The following is a 17,438-nucleotide window of genomic DNA, read 5'->3' on the forward strand; positions in this document are numbered from 1 at the left end:
GTAAGGAGAGCACCATGGAACATTCGCAGTCATCACCTCTTTGGCGGAGGTCTGCCACAGCCGTGGCATGTGCCGCGGTACTCGGCGTCGGCGCAGCGGTGGCACCGGCCATCGCGGGGGTGGCCTTCAACTTCAAGAGCGACCTGCGTGACTTCGCGCCCGCCGCCACCGGACCGTTCGACGGAGCGCGTGCCAAGCTGACGCTGGTCGCCACGGACTCCACCAAGGCGGTGTTCGTCGTGCACGGCGTCGACCCGGCCGTGGCCGGACGGACCTTCGGTGCGCACCTGCACCTCGGACCGTGTGTCGCGGGCAGCGGCGCGTCAGCACTGGGGCACTACAACCACTCGACCACGAGCCCGCTGACGGTCAACGACCAGACCGAGATCTGGCTCGACTTCACCGTCGATGACGAGGGCAACGCACAGAGCTCGGCCGCAGTCGACTGGGCCCCGGTGCCAGGTGCCCGCTCGGTCGTCATCCACGCGAACCCGACCGCACCTGACGGCACGGCTGGGGCAAGGCTCGCGTGCCTGCCAGTGGAGTGGTGATGACAGTGCTCTCACGGCACGCGGTGCTCCGCACCGCCCTCATCGGCTTCGGCCTGGGGGCGGTGTGGGGTGTGGCCGCGAGGGTGTGGATGCGCATCGTGTCGACGAGTCCTGAGTTCAACTGGTCCGGCACCCTCATGATCGTCCTCTTGGGCGCGGTCTTCGGGCTGCTCGTCGGCCTCTCGTGGCTGGCTCGTCACGCGACCGGGTGGCGACGGTGGTTGCGGTTCCTGTTCGTGCCAGGGCTGATCCTGTTCGCCGGACAGGGCTTGCCGCTGGCGCCCGGGTTCCTCGTCGCGGGGCCGCTGCTGCGTCGTGGCGGACCGTTGGCGCGGCTGGGCGCCGTCGTGGCGATCGTCGGGCCGGGCGTGTTGCTCTGGTGGTCGGAGCGCCTGAACGAAGAGACGATGCTCAGTGCTCCACTACACGTGCAGATCGGCCTGCTGATCGGAATGCCTGTGGTGGCAACGGCATTGGCGCTTGCCGGCCATCTGGTCATGGGACCTCTGGCAGACCGCGGTCACTCGCCGTCGCCCGAGCGTGCCCGCAGCAGCCGACGCAGGGACTCCAGCCTGGAGGTGCCCGCAGGCCCGGCCTGACCTGAGGCCACCCAGGCGTCGAGGGCGCACTCCTCCTCGTCGTGGCCGCAGCCGCGGGGACACTGGGCGGTGCCGGGCTCGAGGTCGGGGAAGTGCTGGATGATCCGTGCGAGGTCGACGTGGGCCAGGCCGAACGACCGCACCCCGGGGGTGTCGATGACCCACCCCGCCTCGTTCGGCAGTCGCAACGCGACGGCCGAGCTCGAGGTGTGGCGGCCGCGACCGGTGAAGTCGTTGACGATGCCCGTCGCTCGGCGGGCGTCCGGGACCAGGCCGTTCACGAGGGTCGACTTGCCGACTCCGGAGTGCCCGATGAAGACGCTGATCCGGTCGAGGAGCTGCTCGTGCAGCAGTTCCAGACCCTCGAAGCCGGACTCCCCGGTCGCGGTCACGACGTAGCGGACGTTGAGTGGCGCGTAGTTGGCGAGAAAGGCGTCGGCGTCGGCGAGGTCGGCCTTGGTCAGCACGAGCAGGGGGTCGAGGCCGGCGTCGTAGGCGGCGACGAGGCAGCGGTCGATCATGCGCGGGCGCGGCTCCGGGTTGGCCAGCGCGGTGACGATCACGAGCTGGTCGGCATTGGCGACGATCACTCGCTCGACGGGGTCGGTGTCGTCCGCGGTGCGTCGCAGCACCGAGCGTCGAGGGGTGAGGCGGACCACGCGGGCCAGGCCGTCAGGATTGCCCGAGGTGTCACCGACCAGCTCGACGTCGTCACCGACCACGATTCCCTTGCGCCCCAGCTCGCGTGCCTTCATGGCGGTCACGATGCGCTCTGCCGAGGCCTTCCCACCGCCGCCCTTGCCACCGCCGCCCTTGCCAGCAACGCCTTTGCCAGCAACGGCTTTGACACCGATGCTCTTGCCGCCGACGCCATTGCCTACGAGGACCGTGTAGCGACCCCGGTCGACGCCGATGACGAAACCCGGGACGGCGTCCTCGTGGGCGGGGCGATCCTTGGACCTCGGGCGTGAGCCCCGCTTGCTGGGACGGATGCGGACATCGCTCTCGTCGTAGTCCGAAGTGCGCCGACTCATGGCGTGGGGCCGTCGGGGTCGACGAGGCCGTGCCAGAGCTCGACGAACTCGGGGAGGGTCTTGGCGACCGTGTCGGGGTCCTCGACGACCAGGCCGGGAGTCCGAAGGCCCAGGAGGGCGCCGGCCATGACCATCCGGTGGTCGGCGTAGGTGTGGAACAGCCCACCGGTCAGGGGTCGCGGCGTGATGCGGAGGCCGTCTTCGGTCTCCCTCACCTCGGCTCCGCGGTCCCCGAGCTCGCGCGCCAGGGCCGCCAGCCGGTCGGTCTCGTGCCCCCGGATGTGGGCGACTCCGCGGATGACACTGGGGGAGTCGGCGAGGGCTGCCAGTGCTGCGATGACCGGTGTGAGCTCGCTGGCGTCGTGGAGGTCGATGTCGATGCCGTTGATCTCGCCGGTGCCCGACACGGTGAGCCCCTCGCGGGCGAGCGAGACGTCGGCGCCCATGGTGTCGAGGATGTCGCGGATAGCGTCACCGGCCTGGGTGGTGTGCTGCGGCCAGCCCGGCACGGTGACCCGGCCGCTCGTCACCAGGGCCGCGGCGAGGAAGGGTGCGGCGTTCGAGAGGTCGGGTTCCACCTGGACGTCGAGCCCGTTGATCTCGGACGGCTCGACCCGCCAGGTGTTGGCGTCCCCGTCGTCGACGATCGCCCCGGCGTCGCGCAGGGTCTCGACCGTCATCTCGATGTGCGGCTCGGAGGGGACCGGCTTGCCGGCGTGGTGGATGGTCACCCCCCTGTCGTAGCGCGGACCGGCCAGCAGGAGTGCCGAGATGAACTGCGAGGAGGAGGAGGCGTCGAGGGTGACCGAGCCACCCGGCATCTGCCCGGTGCCGTGGACCGTGAACGGCAGGGTGCCGCGTGCCTCGTCCTCGACCTGCGCGCCCAGGACGCGAAGGGCTTCCAGCACGGGGCCCATCGGACGCACCCGTGCCTGCTGGTCGCCGTCGAACGTCACGAGTCCGCGGGAGAGCGCCGCCACCGGCGGCAGGAAGCGCATCACCGTGCCGGCCAGGCCGCACTCGATGTGCGCGCCACCGTCCAGGGTTGCGGGCGTGACCACCCAGTCAGGCGCGGTCGCACCGAGCGCCACAGCGTCCTCGACCTCTGCCCCGAGGTCACGCAGGGCCTGCGCCATCAGCAGCGTGTCGCGGGAACGCAGCGGCCGACGAAGCAGGGACGGACCGTTCGCCAGCGCCGCGAGCACGAGGAAGCGGTTGGTCAGGGACTTGCTGCCGGGCAGGGTGACGTCCGCGTCGACCCGTTGCAGGGCTGCAGGGGTGGACCAGCCAGCGAGGTGGGAGACGGAGCCCGTGGCTCCGGCGTGCGATGGGTCAGGTGAGGGCATCGTGGGCCTGGGATGCGGCCAGCCTGGCCTCGCGGCGCGCAGCACGGGTGGCGTACCTGGCCTCGCGCTTGGCGCGTTTGGCGGTGCGCTTGGCGGTGTCGCCGGCCAGCCCTGCGCGGTAGACCAGTCCGGGCCGGCCCTCGGTGTCGACGCTGGCCAGCAGCAGGCCGCCGATGAGCCCGAGGTTCTTGAGGAAGTTGATCCGCTGGGCGCGCTTGGCCGCGGGGTCGGTCTCAGCCCAGAACTGGTGTCCCACATAGGTGGTCGGCACCATGGCACCGACGAGGGCCAGCGAGGCGAGCCTGGGCACACGACCTGCGGCGAGGAGCGCTCCGCCGCCGACCATGGTCGCGCCGTTGGCGCGCACCAGGAGCTCGGGGTCGTTGGGCAGACCCAGCGGGGCGAGCCGCTCGGCGAGGGGCGCGACCTTGGGCGTCAGCGCCGAAGGGTGCCGCAGCTGCTCGAGTCCCTGGACGACGAAGATCGCGGCGAGCAACGGTCGGGCCACGCGGCGGACGACGGTCATGTTCACTCCTGGCTGGTGCGGGCTGGGTGCGGGCTGGGTGCGGGCTGGTGCGGGCTGGTGCGGGCTGGTGCGGGCTGGGTGCGGGCTGGTGTGTGCTGGGTGCGGGCTGTTCGCGGTCGTCTCCCTTCTTACCGTATGGGCAGGTCAGCGTCCCTGCGTACCCTGTCCACCATGTGCGGCCGATATGCAGCCACAGCCAACCCCGACGAGCTCGTCGAGGAGTTCGAGGTCGACCAGGACCGGACGGCCGAGCCGGCCCGCAGCATCCTCAAGAACCCCCAGTCGCCGCCGGCGGGCACCCCCGACTTCAACCTGGCGCCGAGCAAGCAGGCCCCCGTGGTCCTCACCCGCCTCCCGCGCGACACCGCGGAGGAGTATGCCGGTGACCCGGCGCCCGTGCGCCAGCTGCGGTTGCTCACGTGGGGCCTGGTGCCCAGCTGGTCCAAGGACACCAAGATCGGCATGCGGATAGTCAACGCGCGGGCGGAGTCGGTCCTGGAGAAGGGGTCGTTCGCCAAGGCCGCTGCGTCACGTCGCTGCCTGGTGCCGGCCCAGGGGTGGTACGAGTGGCAGAAGTCCCCGGTGAGCACCGACGCCAAGGGGAACCCGCGCAAGCAGCCCTTCTACATGCACCGGGCAGACGGCGACGTGGTGGCGTTCGCCGGGCTCTACGAGTTCTGGCGGGACCGCGAGATCGCCGACTCCGACGATCCAGAGGCGTGGCTCACGACCTTCACCATCATCACGACGGAGGCCGAGGCCGGGCTGGACCGCATCCACGACCGGCAGCCCCTGGTGCTCGAACGTGAGGATTGGGCGACTTGGCTCGACCCGTCGATGAGCGACCAGGACGAGGTCGCGCGGCTGCTGGCGTTCTCGGCGCCGGGGCGGTTCGAGGCCTATCCGGTCGGAACGGCCGTGTCGTCCAACCGCAGCAACGGTCCGCAGCTGATCGAGCCGGCGGGGCTCGACGAGCTCGACGGCGTGGTCGACCCCATGACCGGCGAGATCATCGGGGGTCAGGCCCCGCCCAGGGCCGACGAGACCAGTGGGGGACCGAACCCGGCATGAGCACCACCCGAGTCGTCGAGGTCGAGACCCCACTGGGACCGGCGCGCGCGCACGTCACCCGACCACCGCGGGCGCAGGGCTCCGTCGTGCTCACCCACGGCGCCGGTGGCAGCATCCGAGCCGGCGACGTGACAGCCGTCGCAACCGGCCTCGTCGATGCCGGTTGGGCCGTTGCCCTGGTCGAGCAGGCCTGGGTCATCGCCGGCCGCAAGATGCCGCCACCCGCTGCCACCCAAGACCCGTCGTGGTTGCCAGTGCTCGCCCACCTGACGGCAGGGCGTGGAGCCCTGCCGAGGCCCCTCGTGGTCGGGGGCAAGAGCAACGGCGCACGGGTGGCGTTCCGCACGGCCAAGGACACCGGCGCGGACGCGGTCCTCGCCCTCGCCTTCCCCCTCCACCCGCCGGGCAAGCCCGAGCTGTCGCGGGCCGAGGAGCTGCGCGCACCGGTGCCGCACGGCATACCGCTGCATGTCGTCCAGGGCGAGACCGACCCCTTCGGCACGCCCGGTGAGGTGCGCGCCGAGCTGCCCGACCCGTCCTGGGTGAGCGTGGTCAAGGGTGGCCACGGCTTCACCAAGAAGCCGGACGACCTGGTGGCAGCCGCCCTGGCCTTCGTGAACTCTCTGGGTTAGAGCGCGCCCCCGGCGGCGGTCGGCGCGGACGCGTCCTTGCCTCCGTCGCCCACGGCCTCGCGGGCGAGGTGGTCCTCGATCTGGAACCAGTCGTCACCGGCGCGCTCGGCGATGGTCAGCAGGGTGTTCATCGCCGCGACCTCCTCGACCTGCTCCTTGAGGAACCACAGCATGAACTGCTCGCCGAGCACGTCGCCCTCGGCGCGTGCCGCCCGGAAGAGCGCCTCGATCTGGCCGGTGACGGCCTTCTCCTGGGCCAGGGCCAGCTTGATCGGCGCGGTGAGCTCGTCGAAGTCGTTGCGGACCTCGTCCACGCCGGGCACGGCCACGGCCCAGTCCCTGTCGAGCATGTACTGGACCATCATCATCGCGTGGTTCCGCTCTTCGACGCTCTGCAGGTAGAAGTGCGTCGCCAGCCGGGGGAGGTCGTGGCCGTCGAACCAGACGGCGATCGCGATGTACTGCTGGCTGGCGGTGAACTCGTGGCGAACCTGCTGCGTGAGCAGCTCGACGAACGAGGCTTCGGAAGGGCGCGGCATACCGGAAACCGTAGTGCCTGGGAATGTCGGCGCGAGGCGCCCCGTTGGACCAAGGGACCGACCGCGACGCGGTCGAAACCCACCCCATTCACCACCAGGAGTCCGCCAGTGCCCGTTCTGACCGTGCAGCCCGGCGACACCGCGCTCTCGGCGCCTGTCGCATTGGGCTTCTCCGCACCGACCGACAAGCCGGCCACGGCCGATGCCGGGCTAGGCTGGAGGGCAATGACTGACACACCTGCCACCGACACCATCATCGACGAGGCCACCCCTGACGCCACCGTCGACGTGGCGAGCGAGACCCCTGCCGAGCGGCAGTCGCGGTTCGAGCGCGAGGCGATGCCGCTGCTGGACCAGCTCTACTCAGCGGCGCTGCGGACCACGCGGAACCCGGCCGACGCCGAGGACCTGCTCCAGGAGACCTACACCAAGGCCTTCGCCGCGTTCCACCAGTACCGCCCCGGCACGAACTTCAAGGCGTGGATGTACCGCATCCTCACCAACACCTACATCAACACCTACCGCAAGAAGCAGCGCGAGCCGCTGCAGTCCGATGCCGCCGAGATCGAGGACTACCAGCTCGCGCGTGCCGAGTCGCACACGTCGAGCGGGCTGCGATCGGCCGAGACGGAGGCGTTGGACCACCTGCCCGACACCGAGGTGAAGAGGGCACTGCAACAGCTGCCGGAGGACTTCCGGTTGGCGGTCTACCTTGCCGACGTCGAGGGCTTCGCCTACAAGGAGATCGCCGAGATCATGGATACCCCCATCGGGACGGTCATGTCGCGGTTGCACCGCGGCCGACGCCAGTTGCGGGAGTTGCTGACGGAGTATGCCGCCGAGCGCGGCTTTGCCACCCAGGGAGCGGACTCATGAGCTGCGAAGGTCAGGGAGCGGGAGAAGTGGCGGGCTCGGACTGCTCGGAGGTCCTTCACCGCGTCTACGAGTACCTCGACGGTGAGATGACGCAGGACGACACCGTCAAGATCAAGCACCACCTCGACGAGTGCGGGCCCTGCCTGCAGGAGTACGACCTGGACCAGGCACTCAAGGCGCTGGTCAAGCGGTCCTGCGCCTGTGAGGAGGCTCCTGTGGAGCTGCGGACCCAGATCATGGCCAGGATCACCACGATCCGCTACGAGATCTCGGAGTAGCCGACAACGGCGGCGCACGACGAAGGGGCGGTCGAACCAGCTGGTTCGACCGCCCCTTCGATGCGTCGTGGCGCGGGCTCAGGCGTTGGGCTTGCGGCCGTGGTTGGCCGCGTTGCCCTTGCGCGAGCGGCGCTTGCGGGCGCGCTTGCTCATGGGAGTCACTCCGTCAGTGGTGGTGTGGCGCATTATGCACCGGGTGCGGGGCCAGTCTCTCACAGCCTAGAGGGGACAACGTGCCCACGGAAGATAACCGGGTGACTTGCATGCAAACGCGGCCCAAAGGTGTGAACCAACGCTGGCAAACGTGGGATACGACCTTCAAGGTTTGGCAAAGAAGAGGCAAGGAAAGTCCCAAGCGCGCAGGTTGACCGGCATCATAGTCCTGTCACCGACCCGCACCCCTGGCGGCTAGGGACAACTGATGGTCTGAAGTAACCGAACGTATGAGTCGGGCATCAGACAGAAGGAGCACCGCCATGAAGGCGATCACCACCATCTTCGAGTCCATCCTCTCCGGCAGCGACAACATCGTCTGGGCCCCCGAGGACGTCGACTCCGCCACCGGCATGACCTCCGTGTGGAGCTGGGGCGGCTGACCCACCCCGAGTGCCGCCCGGGCCTAGATTGGTGCCGTGAGCACAAGTCCTGACCCGGGAGCGTCTCAGCGCAGACTGCACAACCGCGCGACCATCATCTATGTGGCCGTCGTCGTTGCCCTCGCGATGGGCCTTGCGTCGATCGGTTGGCTGGCCACGGGTCAGCTGGGTGACATCTACGCAGTGTGCGTCCTGTCCGGCCTGGGCATCACCAGCTGGTTGCTGCGCGAGATCGATGTCGGTTCGCGCATCCAGCTGTCGTTCCTGAGCATCATCCTGCTCACCTCTGCCGTCGTGGTCGGCCCCGTGGGGGCAGCCATCGTGGGCGCCGCCGCCGCTGTGGTCCAGAAGGAGTCACAGCCGGTCATCGTCCGACTGTTCAACGTCGCCCTCTGCAGCTCGATCGGATCCCTTGGTGGTCTGGTCTACGTGTGGGCCGGGGGGCTGAGTGATCCCGGCGACACCGACTCGGCCGGTCGCATCCTGCTCCTGGTGGGGCTGCCCCTCATCGTGGCCGACGTGGCCCAGTGCCTGCTCAACGCCGCACTGATCTCCGGTGTCGTGAGGTTCTCCGCCGGAACCCCGATGCGCACCCAGTTCTTCAAGCTGCTCACCACCTCCGGCGCCGCCTACATCGGGTACGGCGTGATCGGCTTCCTCTTCGTCGTGCTCTGGCTGCCTGCCGGCGTCGGCTGGTTCAGCGCCGTCCTGGTCCTTGCGCCCCTGTTCGTCGCCCGCTGGGCGTTCGTCCAGTACGGCGATGAGCTGCGTGCCCACGACCGCACCCTGCGAGCCCTGGTGACGGCCGTCGAGACCAAGGACCCCGCCAACAGCGGTCACAGCGATCGCACCGCCCAGCTCGCGCAGTGGCTCGCCGAGACCCTTGGCTTGGGGCACAAGGAGATCCAGGACGTCCGGACGGCGGCGATGCTCCACGACATCGGCAAGGTGTGCGTGCCCAGCAAGGTGCTCCGGGCTCGGCAGCCGCTGACCGACGACGAGCTGGTGGTCCTTGCGGAGCACGCACTCAGCGCCGTGGAGCTCGTCCAGGGGATCGACTTCGTGGCGGGCTCGGTGGACGGCATCGCCCACCACCACGAGCGGTTCGACGGCCGCGGCTACCCCGCGGGGCTCAAGGGTGAGGACATCCCCCTCACGGCGCGACTGGTAGCGGTGGCAGACACCTTCGACACGCTGACCACCTCCCGCACCTACCGTGCTGCCGTCGACGTGGACGCCGCGCTGGAGATGGTCGCCGCCCGCGCCGGCACGCAGTTCGACCCGGCGGTCGTCGACGCGCTCAGGCGGGTGCTCGCCCGGCACGTGTGGACCATGACCGAACGCACCCCCGAGGAGCTCGCGGGCGCGACGGTCACCCTCGACCACGACGAGCCCGAGGTCTCCGACCTCTTTGCCCAGCGCCACGATCTCAGGGCCAAGGTCAAAGGTGCGACGGCCTCCGTGGCCATGCCGGTAGGAGGGGCTCTGTGACAACCCTGCGGCGGGTCACCGTCGACCTCCGGTGGCCACTGGTCCTGCTGGCCCTCTTCGTGGTCGGCGAGGCCTTCGTGTCCGGGCGTCAGGAGCTGATGTCCCTCCGTGGCACCTCGCTGGTGTCGGTCTCCCTGTTCTGCGTCGCCATCGCGCTCGGTGAGACGGCCCGACTCCGGATCCTCACGGGGCGCGAGACCGCGCCGATGTCCACCGCGGCTGCCCTGGGGCTCGCGCTGTCCTCGATCCCTCAGCCCGGTGGATCGCACCTGAGCGCTGCCCCGGTGGTGCTGGTGGTGGCTGTCGCCATGATCGTGGGAGGCGTTGTCCTGAGGGTGTCCGGCGCGACCGTCTCCTGGGTGGAAGTCTCTGCGCGGGTCGCAGGCGTGTCCCTGGCCCCGGTGCTCTACCGCGGTGTCCAGTTCGACGGCCAGACCCTGGTCGAGTGGCAGGGCACCTGGGCCGGCCAGCGCTGGCTGGTCGGCGTCGTGATGCTGCTGGTCGGTGGCCTGACCATGGTCGCCCAGCTCACCCTCGAGGCCGCTGCGCACGCCGGACGCGACCACGCGCCCCTCATCCCCGCCGTCATCGACGAGGTCAGGTCGACCCTGGCCCTCGGCACTGCTCTGGTCACCTCGGGCGCCCTGATCGCGTTGGCCGACGTGGCCATCGGGATCGCGGCCCTGCCGCTGTTCCTCTTCCCCTTGGTCCTGACGTCCTTCGCGGTGCAGCGCAATGCCAGCATCCGCACGACGTATCGCCAGACGATCGGGGCGCTGTCGTCCCTGACCGACCGGGCCGGCTACACCACCTCCAACCACGCCCAGCGGGTCGCGGACGTCTCCCTGGCGATCGGTCGGGACCTGGGCATGGGCCAGCGCGAGCTCACGGACCTGGAGTATGCCGCCCTGCTGCACGACCTGGGGCAGGTCGCCCTGCGCGAGCCGATCCCGGCAGGGGCGACGGTGATGGCCGCCCCCGCGGACCAGCAGCGGATCGCCCACGACGGCGCCGAGATCGTCCGGACCACCGGTGTGCTCGACAGCGTCGCCGCGATCCTGGAGGCGCAGACAACGCCCTACCGGCAGGTGCGCGAGTTCGGCCAGGACCTCCCGATGTCCAGCCGCATCATCAAGGTGGCCAACGCCTACGACGACCTCTGCGACGCGGGTGGGAGCGACCACAGGGCGATGGAGCGGATCCACCTCGGCCTGGGCTACGAGTACGACCCCCGGGTCGTCGACTCGCTCACCCGGGTGCTCGAACGTCGACGAGGACGGTCCGCGGCAAGCGGTTCCTGACCCGCGGCATACCCGGTCGTCCTGGCCCTGGCCCGCGGGATGGCGTTGGGGCACAAGCGAGTCGGGCGGTACCGAGACCGTGGCGAACCGGTCTCGACACCGCCCGACGCGGTGGAGTGTGCGCAGCCGCTACGGAGAGCCCGTGGTGAGGTGCGCGTCCATGGCGAGGTTCTTCTCGACGCGGGGGTCACCGGCGTCGGCGAAGTAGTCGCCCTTGATCGTGTCGTCCGTGCCCGGGTCGACCTTGAGGGCCCGGAGGATCAGCGTGGCGACGATGGCGATGACCAGGTTGATCACGAAGGCCGTCATCGCGATGTAGCCCATCTTGCCGAGCATGGGGATCATCGCCAGGGAGCCGCCGAAGTGGCCCTTGGTGGTCGGGTTGATGACGTTGTAGGCAGCGATCGTGCCGTAGACCATGCCGACCGCCCAGCCGCCGAGCAGCGCCCACCGGTGGAACCACCGGGTGTAGAGCCCGAAGACGATCGACGGGAGCGTCTGGAGGATCCAGATGCCGCCGAGGAGCTGGAAGTTGATCGCGTTCTGCTTGTCCAGGGTGAGGACGAAGACGAGCGCAAAGGCCTTGACCAGCAACGAGACCAGTTTGCCGACCTTGGCCTCCTGGGCGTGCGTCGCGTCGGGCTTGATCCAGTCGCGGTAGATGTTGCGCGTGAAGGTGTTGGCTGCCGCGATCGACATGATGGCTGCCGGGACGAGTGCTCCGATCGCCACCGCGGCGAAGGCCACTCCGGCGAACCAGCTGGGGAACTTGTCCTCGAACAGCTGGGGGATGACCAGCTGCGCGTTCGGCTTGCCGTCGAGGCCGATCGGCTTGGTGCCGGCGGCGATGGCCACCCAGCCGAGCAGGGCCAGCAGGCCGAGCACGAAGGAGTAGGCCGGCAGGATCGAGGCGTTGCGGCGGATCGTGTTGCGGCTCGAGCTCGACAGGGTCGCCGTGATCGAGTGGGGATACATGAACAGGGCCAGGGCCGAGCCGAACGCCAGGGTTGCGTAGGCCCAGTACTGCTGGCTGTTCGGGATGAACGCACCGGTGGGCTTGGCGGGGTTGGCGACGCTCGGCTTGGCCATCTTGGCCTCCGCGGCGCTGAAGACGTGGTCCCAGCCGCCGACCTTCGAGGGGAGGTAGATGACCGCGACGATGATGACGAGGTAGATCAGCGCGTCCTTGACGAACGCGATGATGGCCGGCGCCCGCAGACCGCTGGAGTAGGTGTAGGCAGCGAGCAGGGCGAAGGCGATGAACAGCGGCAGGTCCTTGGCGAGGGCGTTGCTGCCGCCGACGCCGGCGACCTCGAGGACGGCCTGGATGCCGACGAGCTGAAGGGCGATGTAGGGCATCGTCGCGAGGATGCCGGTGATCGCCACCGCGAGGGACAGCCCCCGCGAGCCGTAGCGGCCCTTGACGAAGTCCGCCGGGGTCACGTAGCCGTGCCGGTGGCTCACCGACCAGAGCCGAGACATGAAGATGAAGATGATCGGGTAGAGCACGATCGTGTAGGGCACCGCGAAGAACCCGCTGACCGAGCCGAGGGCGAACATCGCCGCGGGCACCGCGACGAAGGTGTATGCCGTGTAGAGGTCACCTCCGAGGAGGAACCACGTCACCCAGGTGCCGAATCGTCGGCCACCCAGGCCCCACTCGTCGAGGGACTCCATGCTGTCGGCCTGACGCCAGCGAGAGGCCCAGAAGCCCATGCCCGTGACGAGGGCGAACAGCAGGATGAGGACGGTCAGGGCGACCCCGTTGACCCCGGTGTTTGCTGCGGCGGGTGCGAGGGCGCTCATCGGCCGGCCTCCCAGCTGTCGCGGCGGGCATCGTTGCCACGGTCGTCGCCGGTCATCGGGCGGTGGGGGCGGGCCTTCAGGACCAGCTTGTACGCCGTGAACGTCAGCGCCGAGCACAGGAAGACCCACAGGAACTGGTACCAGATGAAGAAGGGGAAGCCCCAGAGCTCGGGGTCCTTCTTCGCGTAGCTGCCCACCCAGAGGAGGGCGATCATCGGGATGGCCAGCAGCACGCCGGCGATTGCCAGCAGTCCCTTGTTGGCCGGGGGGACGGTGTCGTGGTCGACAGCGTTGTCGGTACTCACCTTCGGACCTCCGAGTGGAAGATGGAGCGACTGCCGATGGGCAGTTCGGATGTACGTTATGCCCGACTCGCCAGTAACCGTGGGATGTCGGACTGCCGGGGACAGGGCTCTGACCTGTGCCGCGGGCAGCCACAGGATCCGGTTAGGGTGTCGCCCATGACTGTGGCTCACGGCGGCTCCGCCTCGATCGTCGCGCCGACGTACTGGTGGTACCGCGCGCGCACGGACCTGCTCCGAGAGGTGCTCGAGGAGTATGTCGACCGGGACGCGCGGATCCTGGACGTGGGCAGCGCCGACGGCCCCAGCGTGGCCTGGCTGCGAGGCGGCGACCGCCACGTGTCGCTCGACCTCGACCCGCGTGGTCTCGGCACGGACGGCGTCTGCGGCTCGGCCCTGGCCCTGCCCTTCGAGGACGCCGCGTTCGACATCGTGGCGGCGTTCGACGTGATCGAGCACTGTGAGCCCGAGCAGACGGCGCTGAGCGAGGTCGCTCGCGTCCTGGCACCCGGCGGACGGTTGCTCGTGTCGGTCCCTGCCTACCAGTGGGCCTGGACCGACTTCGACGACCAGAACGGCCACCACCGTCGCTACACCCGTGCCCGGGCCGTTGCCGCGGTCGAGCGCAGCGGGCTGACCGTGGACCGCGCGACCTACGCCTTCACCTCGGTGTTCCCGTTCTTCGTCGCCGAGCGCCTCGCCCGCCGGGTGCGGCCCTCGTCGAACGAGGCAGCCGACGTCGTCAGCCTCCCGCAGGTCCCCAAGCCGGTGGAGCGGGTGCTGATGGGGCTCAGCCGGGTCGACCGTGCCCTGCTGGCGCGGATGGACCTGCCGTTCGGTTCCTCGGTGGTCGTCGCCGCGAGCAAGCCCGCCTGAGCCGGCAGCCCGAAGCGGCGCTCTGGTGGCAGCCCGGCGCGAGCCTGGCGGCAGCCCGGTGCGCGGCAGCTACGAGTTCGGGTCGTCCGACTCGTGCTCGATGAGGTCGCCGGGATAACCCGGCCCGAGGTCGCGGGCGAAGCTGAAGTACTTGTGCGCGAAGTAGCTGAGCACGACGGTCAGCCCGGTGGCGATCGCCTGCGCCACGAGGGGACCCAGCCCGGCCACCTCGATGAGCAGTGGCAGCAGTCCCGCGTTGATCGCCAGTGAGGTCGACTGCACCCCCGCGAACCGCGCCAGGTCACGCGCGCGGTGGCCCTTCACGCGGAAGACGAACCGCCGATGCAGCTCGAACGCCACCAGGATCGCCAGGGCGTAGGCCAGCACCAGGGACCCCATGTAGCCGATCGTGCTGCCGAGCAGCCAGTGCGCCAGCGCGAAGAACCCGAGTCCGACCGCGGTGTTGATGCCGCCGACGAGCAGGTAGGCGACCTGTTGGTTGTGGACCAGCTGGGTCAGCGGACCTGCAGGTGGCAGGTGCGGCTGCGTCGCGTCGGGGGCGGGGAGGTTGGCCATGGCACCCGGTTCCTCGGAATGGTCGCCCCCAGGGGCGGGGGACTGGATGACTATAGTGCGGGCATGTCGGCAGCACCCCCCACCCAGTCCGCCGCCCACCTGATCTCAGTGGTCATCCCGGTCTACGCCGGTCGCGCGACGCTGCCTGAGGTGGTCGCCGAGATCGCCGAGTACACCAGCGATTTCCGCACCGAGGACGGCCACCTGGCGCGGGTGAGCGAGCTGTTCCTCGTGCACGACAACGGCCCCGACGGTTCGGACGAGACCATCCGCGAGCTCGTCCGGCAGTACGACTTCGTCCGCCCCGTGTGGCTGAGCCGGAACTTCGGCCAGCACGCGGCGACACTGGCCGGGATGTCGTCCTCCGGTGGCGACTGGGTCGTGACGATGGACGAGGACGGGCAGCACGACCCGGCCTATCTGGGTGCGCTCCTCGACCGCGCGATGGCCGAGCAGGTCGCCGTCGTCTACGCCCGCCCCACCAACAAGCCGCCGCACGGTCCGCTGCGCAACACCGCGTCGAAGGGCTCCAAGTGGCTGGTCGAACGGCTGACCGGCAACAGCGGCGCGAACCTCTACCACTCCTACCGTCTCGTCCTGGGTGAGGTGGCTCGCGGGCTGGCGGCCTATGCCGGTGCCGGCGTCTACCTCGACGTGGCCCTTGGCTGGGTGGCCGGTCGGGTCACCAGCTGTCCCCTGCCCATGCGCGAGGAGGGCGACCGTCGCAGCGGCTACCGGCTGCGGAGCCTGATGTCGCACTTCTGGAGGCTCGTGCTCACGAGCGGGACCCGGTTGTTGCGCGTCGTCAGCATGATCGGGGCCGGGTTCGCGCTGCTCGGCGTCGTCGTCGCGGTGGTGCTGGTGGTCAGCAGGCTCTTCGGCGGCATCGTGGTCCCCGGTTGGACGTCGGTCATGGTGTTCGTCATCGTGGGCACGGGCGCGGTGCTGTTCTCGCTGGGCATCGTGGCCGAGTACCTCGGGGTTGTCGTCAACATGGCCATGGGCAAGCCGCTCTACCTCATCACCACAGATCCCCAGCGCGGCCCGCTAGGACGCCGGTCCGCATGACGCGGACGACCACCTGGGTCGTCGGTGCAGGCGGGCTCCTGGGCTCGCACGTCGCAGCCTCGGTCCGGCGGCGCGGCGACGAGGTGGTCACCGCACGCGTGCCGTGGTCGGACCCCGTCGCCGCGCGCGCCGCGTTGCGGGAGGGCATCTCGACCCTGGTCGAGCGCGCGGACGGTGGGAGCTGGGCCGTGGCCTGGTGCGCCGGAGCCGGCGTGGTCGCCACGGCCGAGGCAGACCTGATCGCCGAGGTGGACCTCTTCGAGGGCTTCCTCGCCGACCTGGCCGCCGCGCTGCCCGAGGGCGGCGCCGGAGCCTTCTTCCTCGCCTCCTCCGCCGGTGGGGTGTATGCCGGGTCGCCGGTCCGGGCGCCGTTCACCGAGGACTCGCCCACCGCTGCGCTGGTCGCCTACGGACGAGCCAAGCTGAGGATGGAGGCGGCGGTCGAGGACTTCTCGCGGCGGACGGGGACGGCCGTCCTGGTGGGGCGCATCGGCAACCTCTACGGGCCGGGGCAGGACCTCACCAAGCCGCAGGGCCTCATCTCCCAGCTCTGCCGCACCCACGCCACCGGGCTCCCGCTGACGGTCTACGTCCCCCTCGACACCATGCGCGACTACGTCTATGCCGAGGACTGCGGCAACCTCGTGGCGGCGGGCCTGGCCGGCGTGCGCGCCCGCGTCGAGGGACAGCCGTCGCGCGTCGTCACCAAGATCATCGCCTCCGGCCAGTGCACGACGATCAGCGCGCTCATCGCGGAGTCGGCCCGGCTCTACAAGAAGCGTCCGCGCGTCGTCGTCAAGGCGCCGGTCGAAGGGACCGGCCAGGTGGTCGACCTGCGGCTGCTGTCGGTGGTCTGGACCGAGCTGGACGCGCACCTGCGCACCTCGGTCACCATCGGCATGGCCGGCACGGCTGCCGACGTGGGGGAGCAGACCCGGAACCCGTCCGCCGGCTGAGTGCCGCGACGTCCGGGCACGACAGAGGGTCGCCCACCAGCGGKGGGCGACCCTCTGCTGAGCGGGTGGCTCAGGCTGCCTTGGTCTCCTTGAAGATCTTGTCGATCTGGTCGATCTTGGCGAGCAGCTCGTCGGCCTTGGCGGCGTCGAACTCACCCTTGGTGCCCGACGCACCGGCCAGCTTGGTGGCCTCGTTGAACAGCGTGTGGAGGTCGGGGTACTTCTCGAAGTGCGGCGGCTTGAAGTAGTCGGTCCACAGCACCCACAGGTGGTGCTTGACCAGCTCGGAGCGCTGCTCCTTGATGAGCACCGCGCGCGTGCGGAAGTCGGGGTCGTCGTTGTCGGCGACCTTGGCGATGATCGCCTTGATCGACTCGGCCTCGATGCGTGCCTGGGCGGGGTCGTAGACGCCACAGGGCAGGTCGCAGTGGGCGCTGACCTCAGTGGGGCGGAAATGGCGGGAGAGCATGCGAATCCCTTCTGCGAGGTGGATGATCTCGTGCGTCTTCGACCCTACCCGGCAGGTCAGCGGGCCGCACGGCACCCCCGGCGGGTGACCGGCATACGAGCAGGTATGCCGCCCGGGCGCCCATGCGAGGCGCGGTGCGCGCGGGTGCCGAGCCGGGTCAGCGGGTGAAGCGGCGGACCACCCGGCGGGCGAGGCGACGTCCGGGATAGGTCGCGGGCAGGCGGAACAGGACCAGGGCCCGGATCTGGTCACGGGCGAGCGAGCCGATGCCGTGGGTCCACGAGTCGGTGACGCCGGGTGCGGTCTGGTTGTCGCTCTCCACCCAGTAGCGGGTGGGGTCGGCCGGGTCGCGCCCGGTCACGCGCTTGATGGCGAGCGGGCGGCGGACCCCGTCGGGGTCGTCAGGGAGGCGCACGATCGCCAGGCGGCCGAGGCGCGGCGGCGCCCCTCGCAGGACCAGGAGCCGGTCTCCGGTGTGCAGGGTCGGCTCCATGGAGCGACCTTTGACGCGGACTACACCGATCACCGTCACGCAGCCTCCCGCT

Annotated in this window: 21 protein-coding genes; 11 read left to right on the forward strand and 10 right to left on the reverse strand. The window is 69.9% G+C overall.

The features are described 5' to 3' along the window. Nucleotides 1–62 precede the first annotated feature (62 nt). Together AC1DWP_RS18380 and AC1DWP_RS18385 are read left to right on the forward strand one after the other, a co-directional pair. Nucleotides 63–551, forward strand: a complete 489-nt coding sequence (locus AC1DWP_RS18380; protein WP_477615931.1) for a hypothetical protein — start codon at nucleotides 63–65, stop codon at nucleotides 549–551. Continuing rightward, on the forward strand, nucleotides 551–1,150 hold the full coding sequence (locus AC1DWP_RS18385) for a hypothetical protein (RefSeq protein ID WP_477615932.1): 600 nt from the start codon (nucleotides 551–553) through the stop codon (nucleotides 1,148–1,150). Before AC1DWP_RS18380 ends, AC1DWP_RS18385 begins: the two co-directional genes overlap by 1 nt. Here AC1DWP_RS18385 and rsgA read toward each other — a convergent pair. The 3 genes from rsgA to AC1DWP_RS18400 are packed head-to-tail and all read right to left on the reverse strand — an operon-like array spanning nucleotide 1,072 to nucleotide 4,056. After that, nucleotides 1,072–2,184: a ribosome small subunit-dependent GTPase A gene (rsgA, locus tag AC1DWP_RS18390; protein WP_477615933.1), complete on the reverse strand. Its 1,113-nt coding sequence runs from the start codon at nucleotides 2,182–2,184 to the stop codon at nucleotides 1,072–1,074. The genes AC1DWP_RS18385 and rsgA overlap by 79 nt on opposite strands. Next, complete coding sequence (aroA, locus tag AC1DWP_RS18395; protein ID WP_477615934.1) at nucleotides 2,181–3,530, reverse strand: 3-phosphoshikimate 1-carboxyvinyltransferase; 1,350 nt, start codon at nucleotides 3,528–3,530, stop codon at nucleotides 2,181–2,183. Before aroA ends, rsgA begins: the two co-directional genes overlap by 4 nt. After that, on the reverse strand, nucleotides 3,517–4,056 hold the full coding sequence (locus tag AC1DWP_RS18400; protein ID WP_477615935.1) for a DoxX family protein: 540 nt from the start codon (nucleotides 4,054–4,056) through the stop codon (nucleotides 3,517–3,519). Before AC1DWP_RS18400 ends, aroA begins: the two co-directional genes overlap by 14 nt. 171 nt (nucleotides 4,057–4,227) lie before the next feature. Between AC1DWP_RS18400 and AC1DWP_RS18405 the strand changes: the two genes are divergently transcribed. Both AC1DWP_RS18405 and AC1DWP_RS18410 read left to right on the forward strand, forming a co-directional pair. Next, nucleotides 4,228–5,127: an SOS response-associated peptidase gene (locus AC1DWP_RS18405; RefSeq protein ID WP_477615936.1), complete on the forward strand. Its 900-nt coding sequence runs from the start codon at nucleotides 4,228–4,230 to the stop codon at nucleotides 5,125–5,127. After that, nucleotides 5,124–5,759: an alpha/beta hydrolase family protein gene (locus tag AC1DWP_RS18410; RefSeq protein WP_477615937.1), complete on the forward strand. Its 636-nt coding sequence runs from the start codon at nucleotides 5,124–5,126 to the stop codon at nucleotides 5,757–5,759. Before AC1DWP_RS18405 ends, AC1DWP_RS18410 begins: the two co-directional genes overlap by 4 nt. Here AC1DWP_RS18410 and AC1DWP_RS18415 read toward each other — a convergent pair. Then, complete coding sequence (locus AC1DWP_RS18415; RefSeq protein ID WP_477615938.1) at nucleotides 5,756–6,298, reverse strand: ferritin; 543 nt, start codon at nucleotides 6,296–6,298, stop codon at nucleotides 5,756–5,758. The two genes, AC1DWP_RS18410 and AC1DWP_RS18415, sit on opposite strands and share 4 nt — an antisense overlap. A gap of 225 nt (nucleotides 6,299–6,523) precedes the next feature. Between AC1DWP_RS18415 and AC1DWP_RS18420 the strand changes: the two genes are divergently transcribed. Continuing rightward, nucleotides 6,524–7,174: a sigma-70 family RNA polymerase sigma factor gene (locus tag AC1DWP_RS18420; RefSeq protein WP_477615939.1), complete on the forward strand. Its 651-nt coding sequence runs from the start codon at nucleotides 6,524–6,526 to the stop codon at nucleotides 7,172–7,174. Beyond that, nucleotides 7,171–7,452, forward strand: a complete 282-nt coding sequence (gene rsrA / locus AC1DWP_RS18425; protein WP_477615940.1) for a mycothiol system anti-sigma-R factor — start codon at nucleotides 7,171–7,173, stop codon at nucleotides 7,450–7,452. Before AC1DWP_RS18420 ends, rsrA begins: the two co-directional genes overlap by 4 nt. A gap of 78 nt (nucleotides 7,453–7,530) precedes the next feature. On the opposite strand, the gene AC1DWP_RS18430 is transcribed toward rsrA, so the two are convergent. Continuing rightward, nucleotides 7,531–7,605, reverse strand: coding sequence for a 50S ribosomal protein bL37 (locus tag AC1DWP_RS18430; protein WP_369791897.1), 75 nt, complete (start codon nucleotides 7,603–7,605; stop codon nucleotides 7,531–7,533). A 479-nt stretch (nucleotides 7,606–8,084) separates the two neighbouring features. On the opposite strand from AC1DWP_RS18430, the gene AC1DWP_RS18435 reads away from it, so the two are divergent. Both AC1DWP_RS18435 and AC1DWP_RS18440 read left to right on the forward strand, forming a co-directional pair. Further along, the gene (locus tag AC1DWP_RS18435) at nucleotides 8,085–9,539 is read left to right on the forward strand and encodes an HD-GYP domain-containing protein (RefSeq protein ID WP_477615941.1); all 1,455 of its coding nucleotides are present in this window, start codon (nucleotides 8,085–8,087) and stop codon (nucleotides 9,537–9,539) included. Then, nucleotides 9,536–10,840: an HD-GYP domain-containing protein gene (locus AC1DWP_RS18440; RefSeq protein WP_477615942.1), complete on the forward strand. Its 1,305-nt coding sequence runs from the start codon at nucleotides 9,536–9,538 to the stop codon at nucleotides 10,838–10,840. The genes AC1DWP_RS18435 and AC1DWP_RS18440 overlap by 4 nt, the downstream gene beginning before the upstream one ends. Nucleotides 10,841–10,969: 129 nt before the next feature. Here the strand turns inward: AC1DWP_RS18440 and mctP are convergent, their stop codons facing one another. Together mctP and AC1DWP_RS18450 are read right to left on the reverse strand one after the other, a co-directional pair. Continuing rightward, nucleotides 10,970–12,646: a monocarboxylate uptake permease MctP gene (mctP, locus tag AC1DWP_RS18445; RefSeq protein WP_477615943.1), complete on the reverse strand. Its 1,677-nt coding sequence runs from the start codon at nucleotides 12,644–12,646 to the stop codon at nucleotides 10,970–10,972. Then, nucleotides 12,643–12,951: a DUF3311 domain-containing protein gene (locus tag AC1DWP_RS18450; protein WP_477615944.1), complete on the reverse strand. Its 309-nt coding sequence runs from the start codon at nucleotides 12,949–12,951 to the stop codon at nucleotides 12,643–12,645. Before AC1DWP_RS18450 ends, mctP begins: the two co-directional genes overlap by 4 nt. 156 nt (nucleotides 12,952–13,107) lie before the next feature. On the opposite strand from AC1DWP_RS18450, the gene AC1DWP_RS18455 reads away from it, so the two are divergent. Beyond that, nucleotides 13,108–13,824 carry a class I SAM-dependent methyltransferase gene (locus AC1DWP_RS18455; protein WP_477615945.1) on the forward strand — a complete coding sequence of 239 codons (717 nt, stop codon included), beginning with the start codon at nucleotides 13,108–13,110 and terminating at the stop codon, nucleotides 13,822–13,824. Between the two features lie 69 nt (nucleotides 13,825–13,893). On the opposite strand, the gene AC1DWP_RS18460 is transcribed toward AC1DWP_RS18455, so the two are convergent. Beyond that, entirely contained in the window at nucleotides 13,894–14,400 is a 507-nt protein-coding gene (locus AC1DWP_RS18460) for a GtrA family protein (protein ID WP_477615946.1), read from the reverse strand. Between the two features lie 63 nt (nucleotides 14,401–14,463). Here AC1DWP_RS18460 and AC1DWP_RS18465 point away from each other — a divergent pair, with 63 nt between their 5' ends. Next, nucleotides 14,464–15,468 carry a glycosyltransferase gene (locus tag AC1DWP_RS18465; RefSeq protein WP_477615947.1) on the forward strand — a complete coding sequence of 335 codons (1,005 nt, stop codon included), beginning with the start codon at nucleotides 14,464–14,466 and terminating at the stop codon, nucleotides 15,466–15,468. Then, nucleotides 15,465–16,424, forward strand: coding sequence for an NAD-dependent epimerase/dehydratase family protein (locus tag AC1DWP_RS18470; RefSeq protein ID WP_477615948.1), 960 nt, complete (start codon nucleotides 15,465–15,467; stop codon nucleotides 16,422–16,424). The genes AC1DWP_RS18465 and AC1DWP_RS18470 overlap by 4 nt, the downstream gene beginning before the upstream one ends. Nucleotides 16,425–16,494: 70 nt before the next feature. Here AC1DWP_RS18470 and sodN read toward each other — a convergent pair whose 3' ends face one another. Continuing rightward, entirely contained in the window at nucleotides 16,495–16,893 is a 399-nt protein-coding gene (gene sodN / locus AC1DWP_RS18475; RefSeq protein ID WP_477615949.1) for a superoxide dismutase, Ni, read from the reverse strand. Between the two features lie 157 nt (nucleotides 16,894–17,050). Further along, nucleotides 17,051–17,425 (reverse strand): S24/S26 family peptidase, encoded by a 375-nt coding sequence (locus tag AC1DWP_RS18480; RefSeq protein WP_477615950.1) that lies wholly within the window; start codon nucleotides 17,423–17,425, stop codon nucleotides 17,051–17,053. Between the last annotated feature and the right edge of the window lie 13 nt (nucleotides 17,426–17,438).

It is taken from the genome of Pedococcus sp. P2_F6 (genome assembly GCF_056403675.1).

Excerpts from the sequence above, each read along its gene's own strand:
- AC1DWP_RS18385 (WP_477615932.1), top strand. The coding sequence starts at position 551 with ATGACAGTGCTCTCACGGCACGCGGTGCTCCGCACCGCCCTCATCGGC.
- rsgA (WP_477615933.1), bottom strand. The coding sequence starts at position 2,184 with ATGAGTCGGCGCACTTCGGACTACGACGAGAGCGATGTCCGCATCCGT.
- aroA (WP_477615934.1), bottom strand. The coding sequence starts at position 3,530 with ATGCCCTCACCTGACCCATCGCACGCCGGAGCCACGGGCTCCGTCTCC.
- AC1DWP_RS18400 (WP_477615935.1), bottom strand. The coding sequence starts at position 4,056 with ATGACCGTCGTCCGCCGCGTGGCCCGACCGTTGCTCGCCGCGATCTTC.
- AC1DWP_RS18405 (WP_477615936.1), top strand. The coding sequence starts at position 4,228 with ATGTGCGGCCGATATGCAGCCACAGCCAACCCCGACGAGCTCGTCGAG.
- AC1DWP_RS18410 (WP_477615937.1), top strand. The coding sequence starts at position 5,124 with ATGAGCACCACCCGAGTCGTCGAGGTCGAGACCCCACTGGGACCGGCG.
- AC1DWP_RS18415 (WP_477615938.1), bottom strand. The coding sequence starts at position 6,298 with ATGCCGCGCCCTTCCGAAGCCTCGTTCGTCGAGCTGCTCACGCAGCAG.
- AC1DWP_RS18420 (WP_477615939.1), top strand. The coding sequence starts at position 6,524 with ATGACTGACACACCTGCCACCGACACCATCATCGACGAGGCCACCCCT.
- rsrA (WP_477615940.1), top strand. The coding sequence starts at position 7,171 with ATGAGCTGCGAAGGTCAGGGAGCGGGAGAAGTGGCGGGCTCGGACTGC.
- mctP (WP_477615943.1), bottom strand. The coding sequence starts at position 12,646 with ATGAGCGCCCTCGCACCCGCCGCAGCAAACACCGGGGTCAACGGGGTC.
- AC1DWP_RS18455 (WP_477615945.1), top strand. The coding sequence starts at position 13,108 with ATGACTGTGGCTCACGGCGGCTCCGCCTCGATCGTCGCGCCGACGTAC.
- AC1DWP_RS18460 (WP_477615946.1), bottom strand. The coding sequence starts at position 14,400 with ATGGCCAACCTCCCCGCCCCCGACGCGACGCAGCCGCACCTGCCACCT.
- AC1DWP_RS18465 (WP_477615947.1), top strand. The coding sequence starts at position 14,464 with ATGTCGGCAGCACCCCCCACCCAGTCCGCCGCCCACCTGATCTCAGTG.
- AC1DWP_RS18470 (WP_477615948.1), top strand. The coding sequence starts at position 15,465 with ATGACGCGGACGACCACCTGGGTCGTCGGTGCAGGCGGGCTCCTGGGC.
- sodN (WP_477615949.1), bottom strand. The coding sequence starts at position 16,893 with ATGCTCTCCCGCCATTTCCGCCCCACTGAGGTCAGCGCCCACTGCGAC.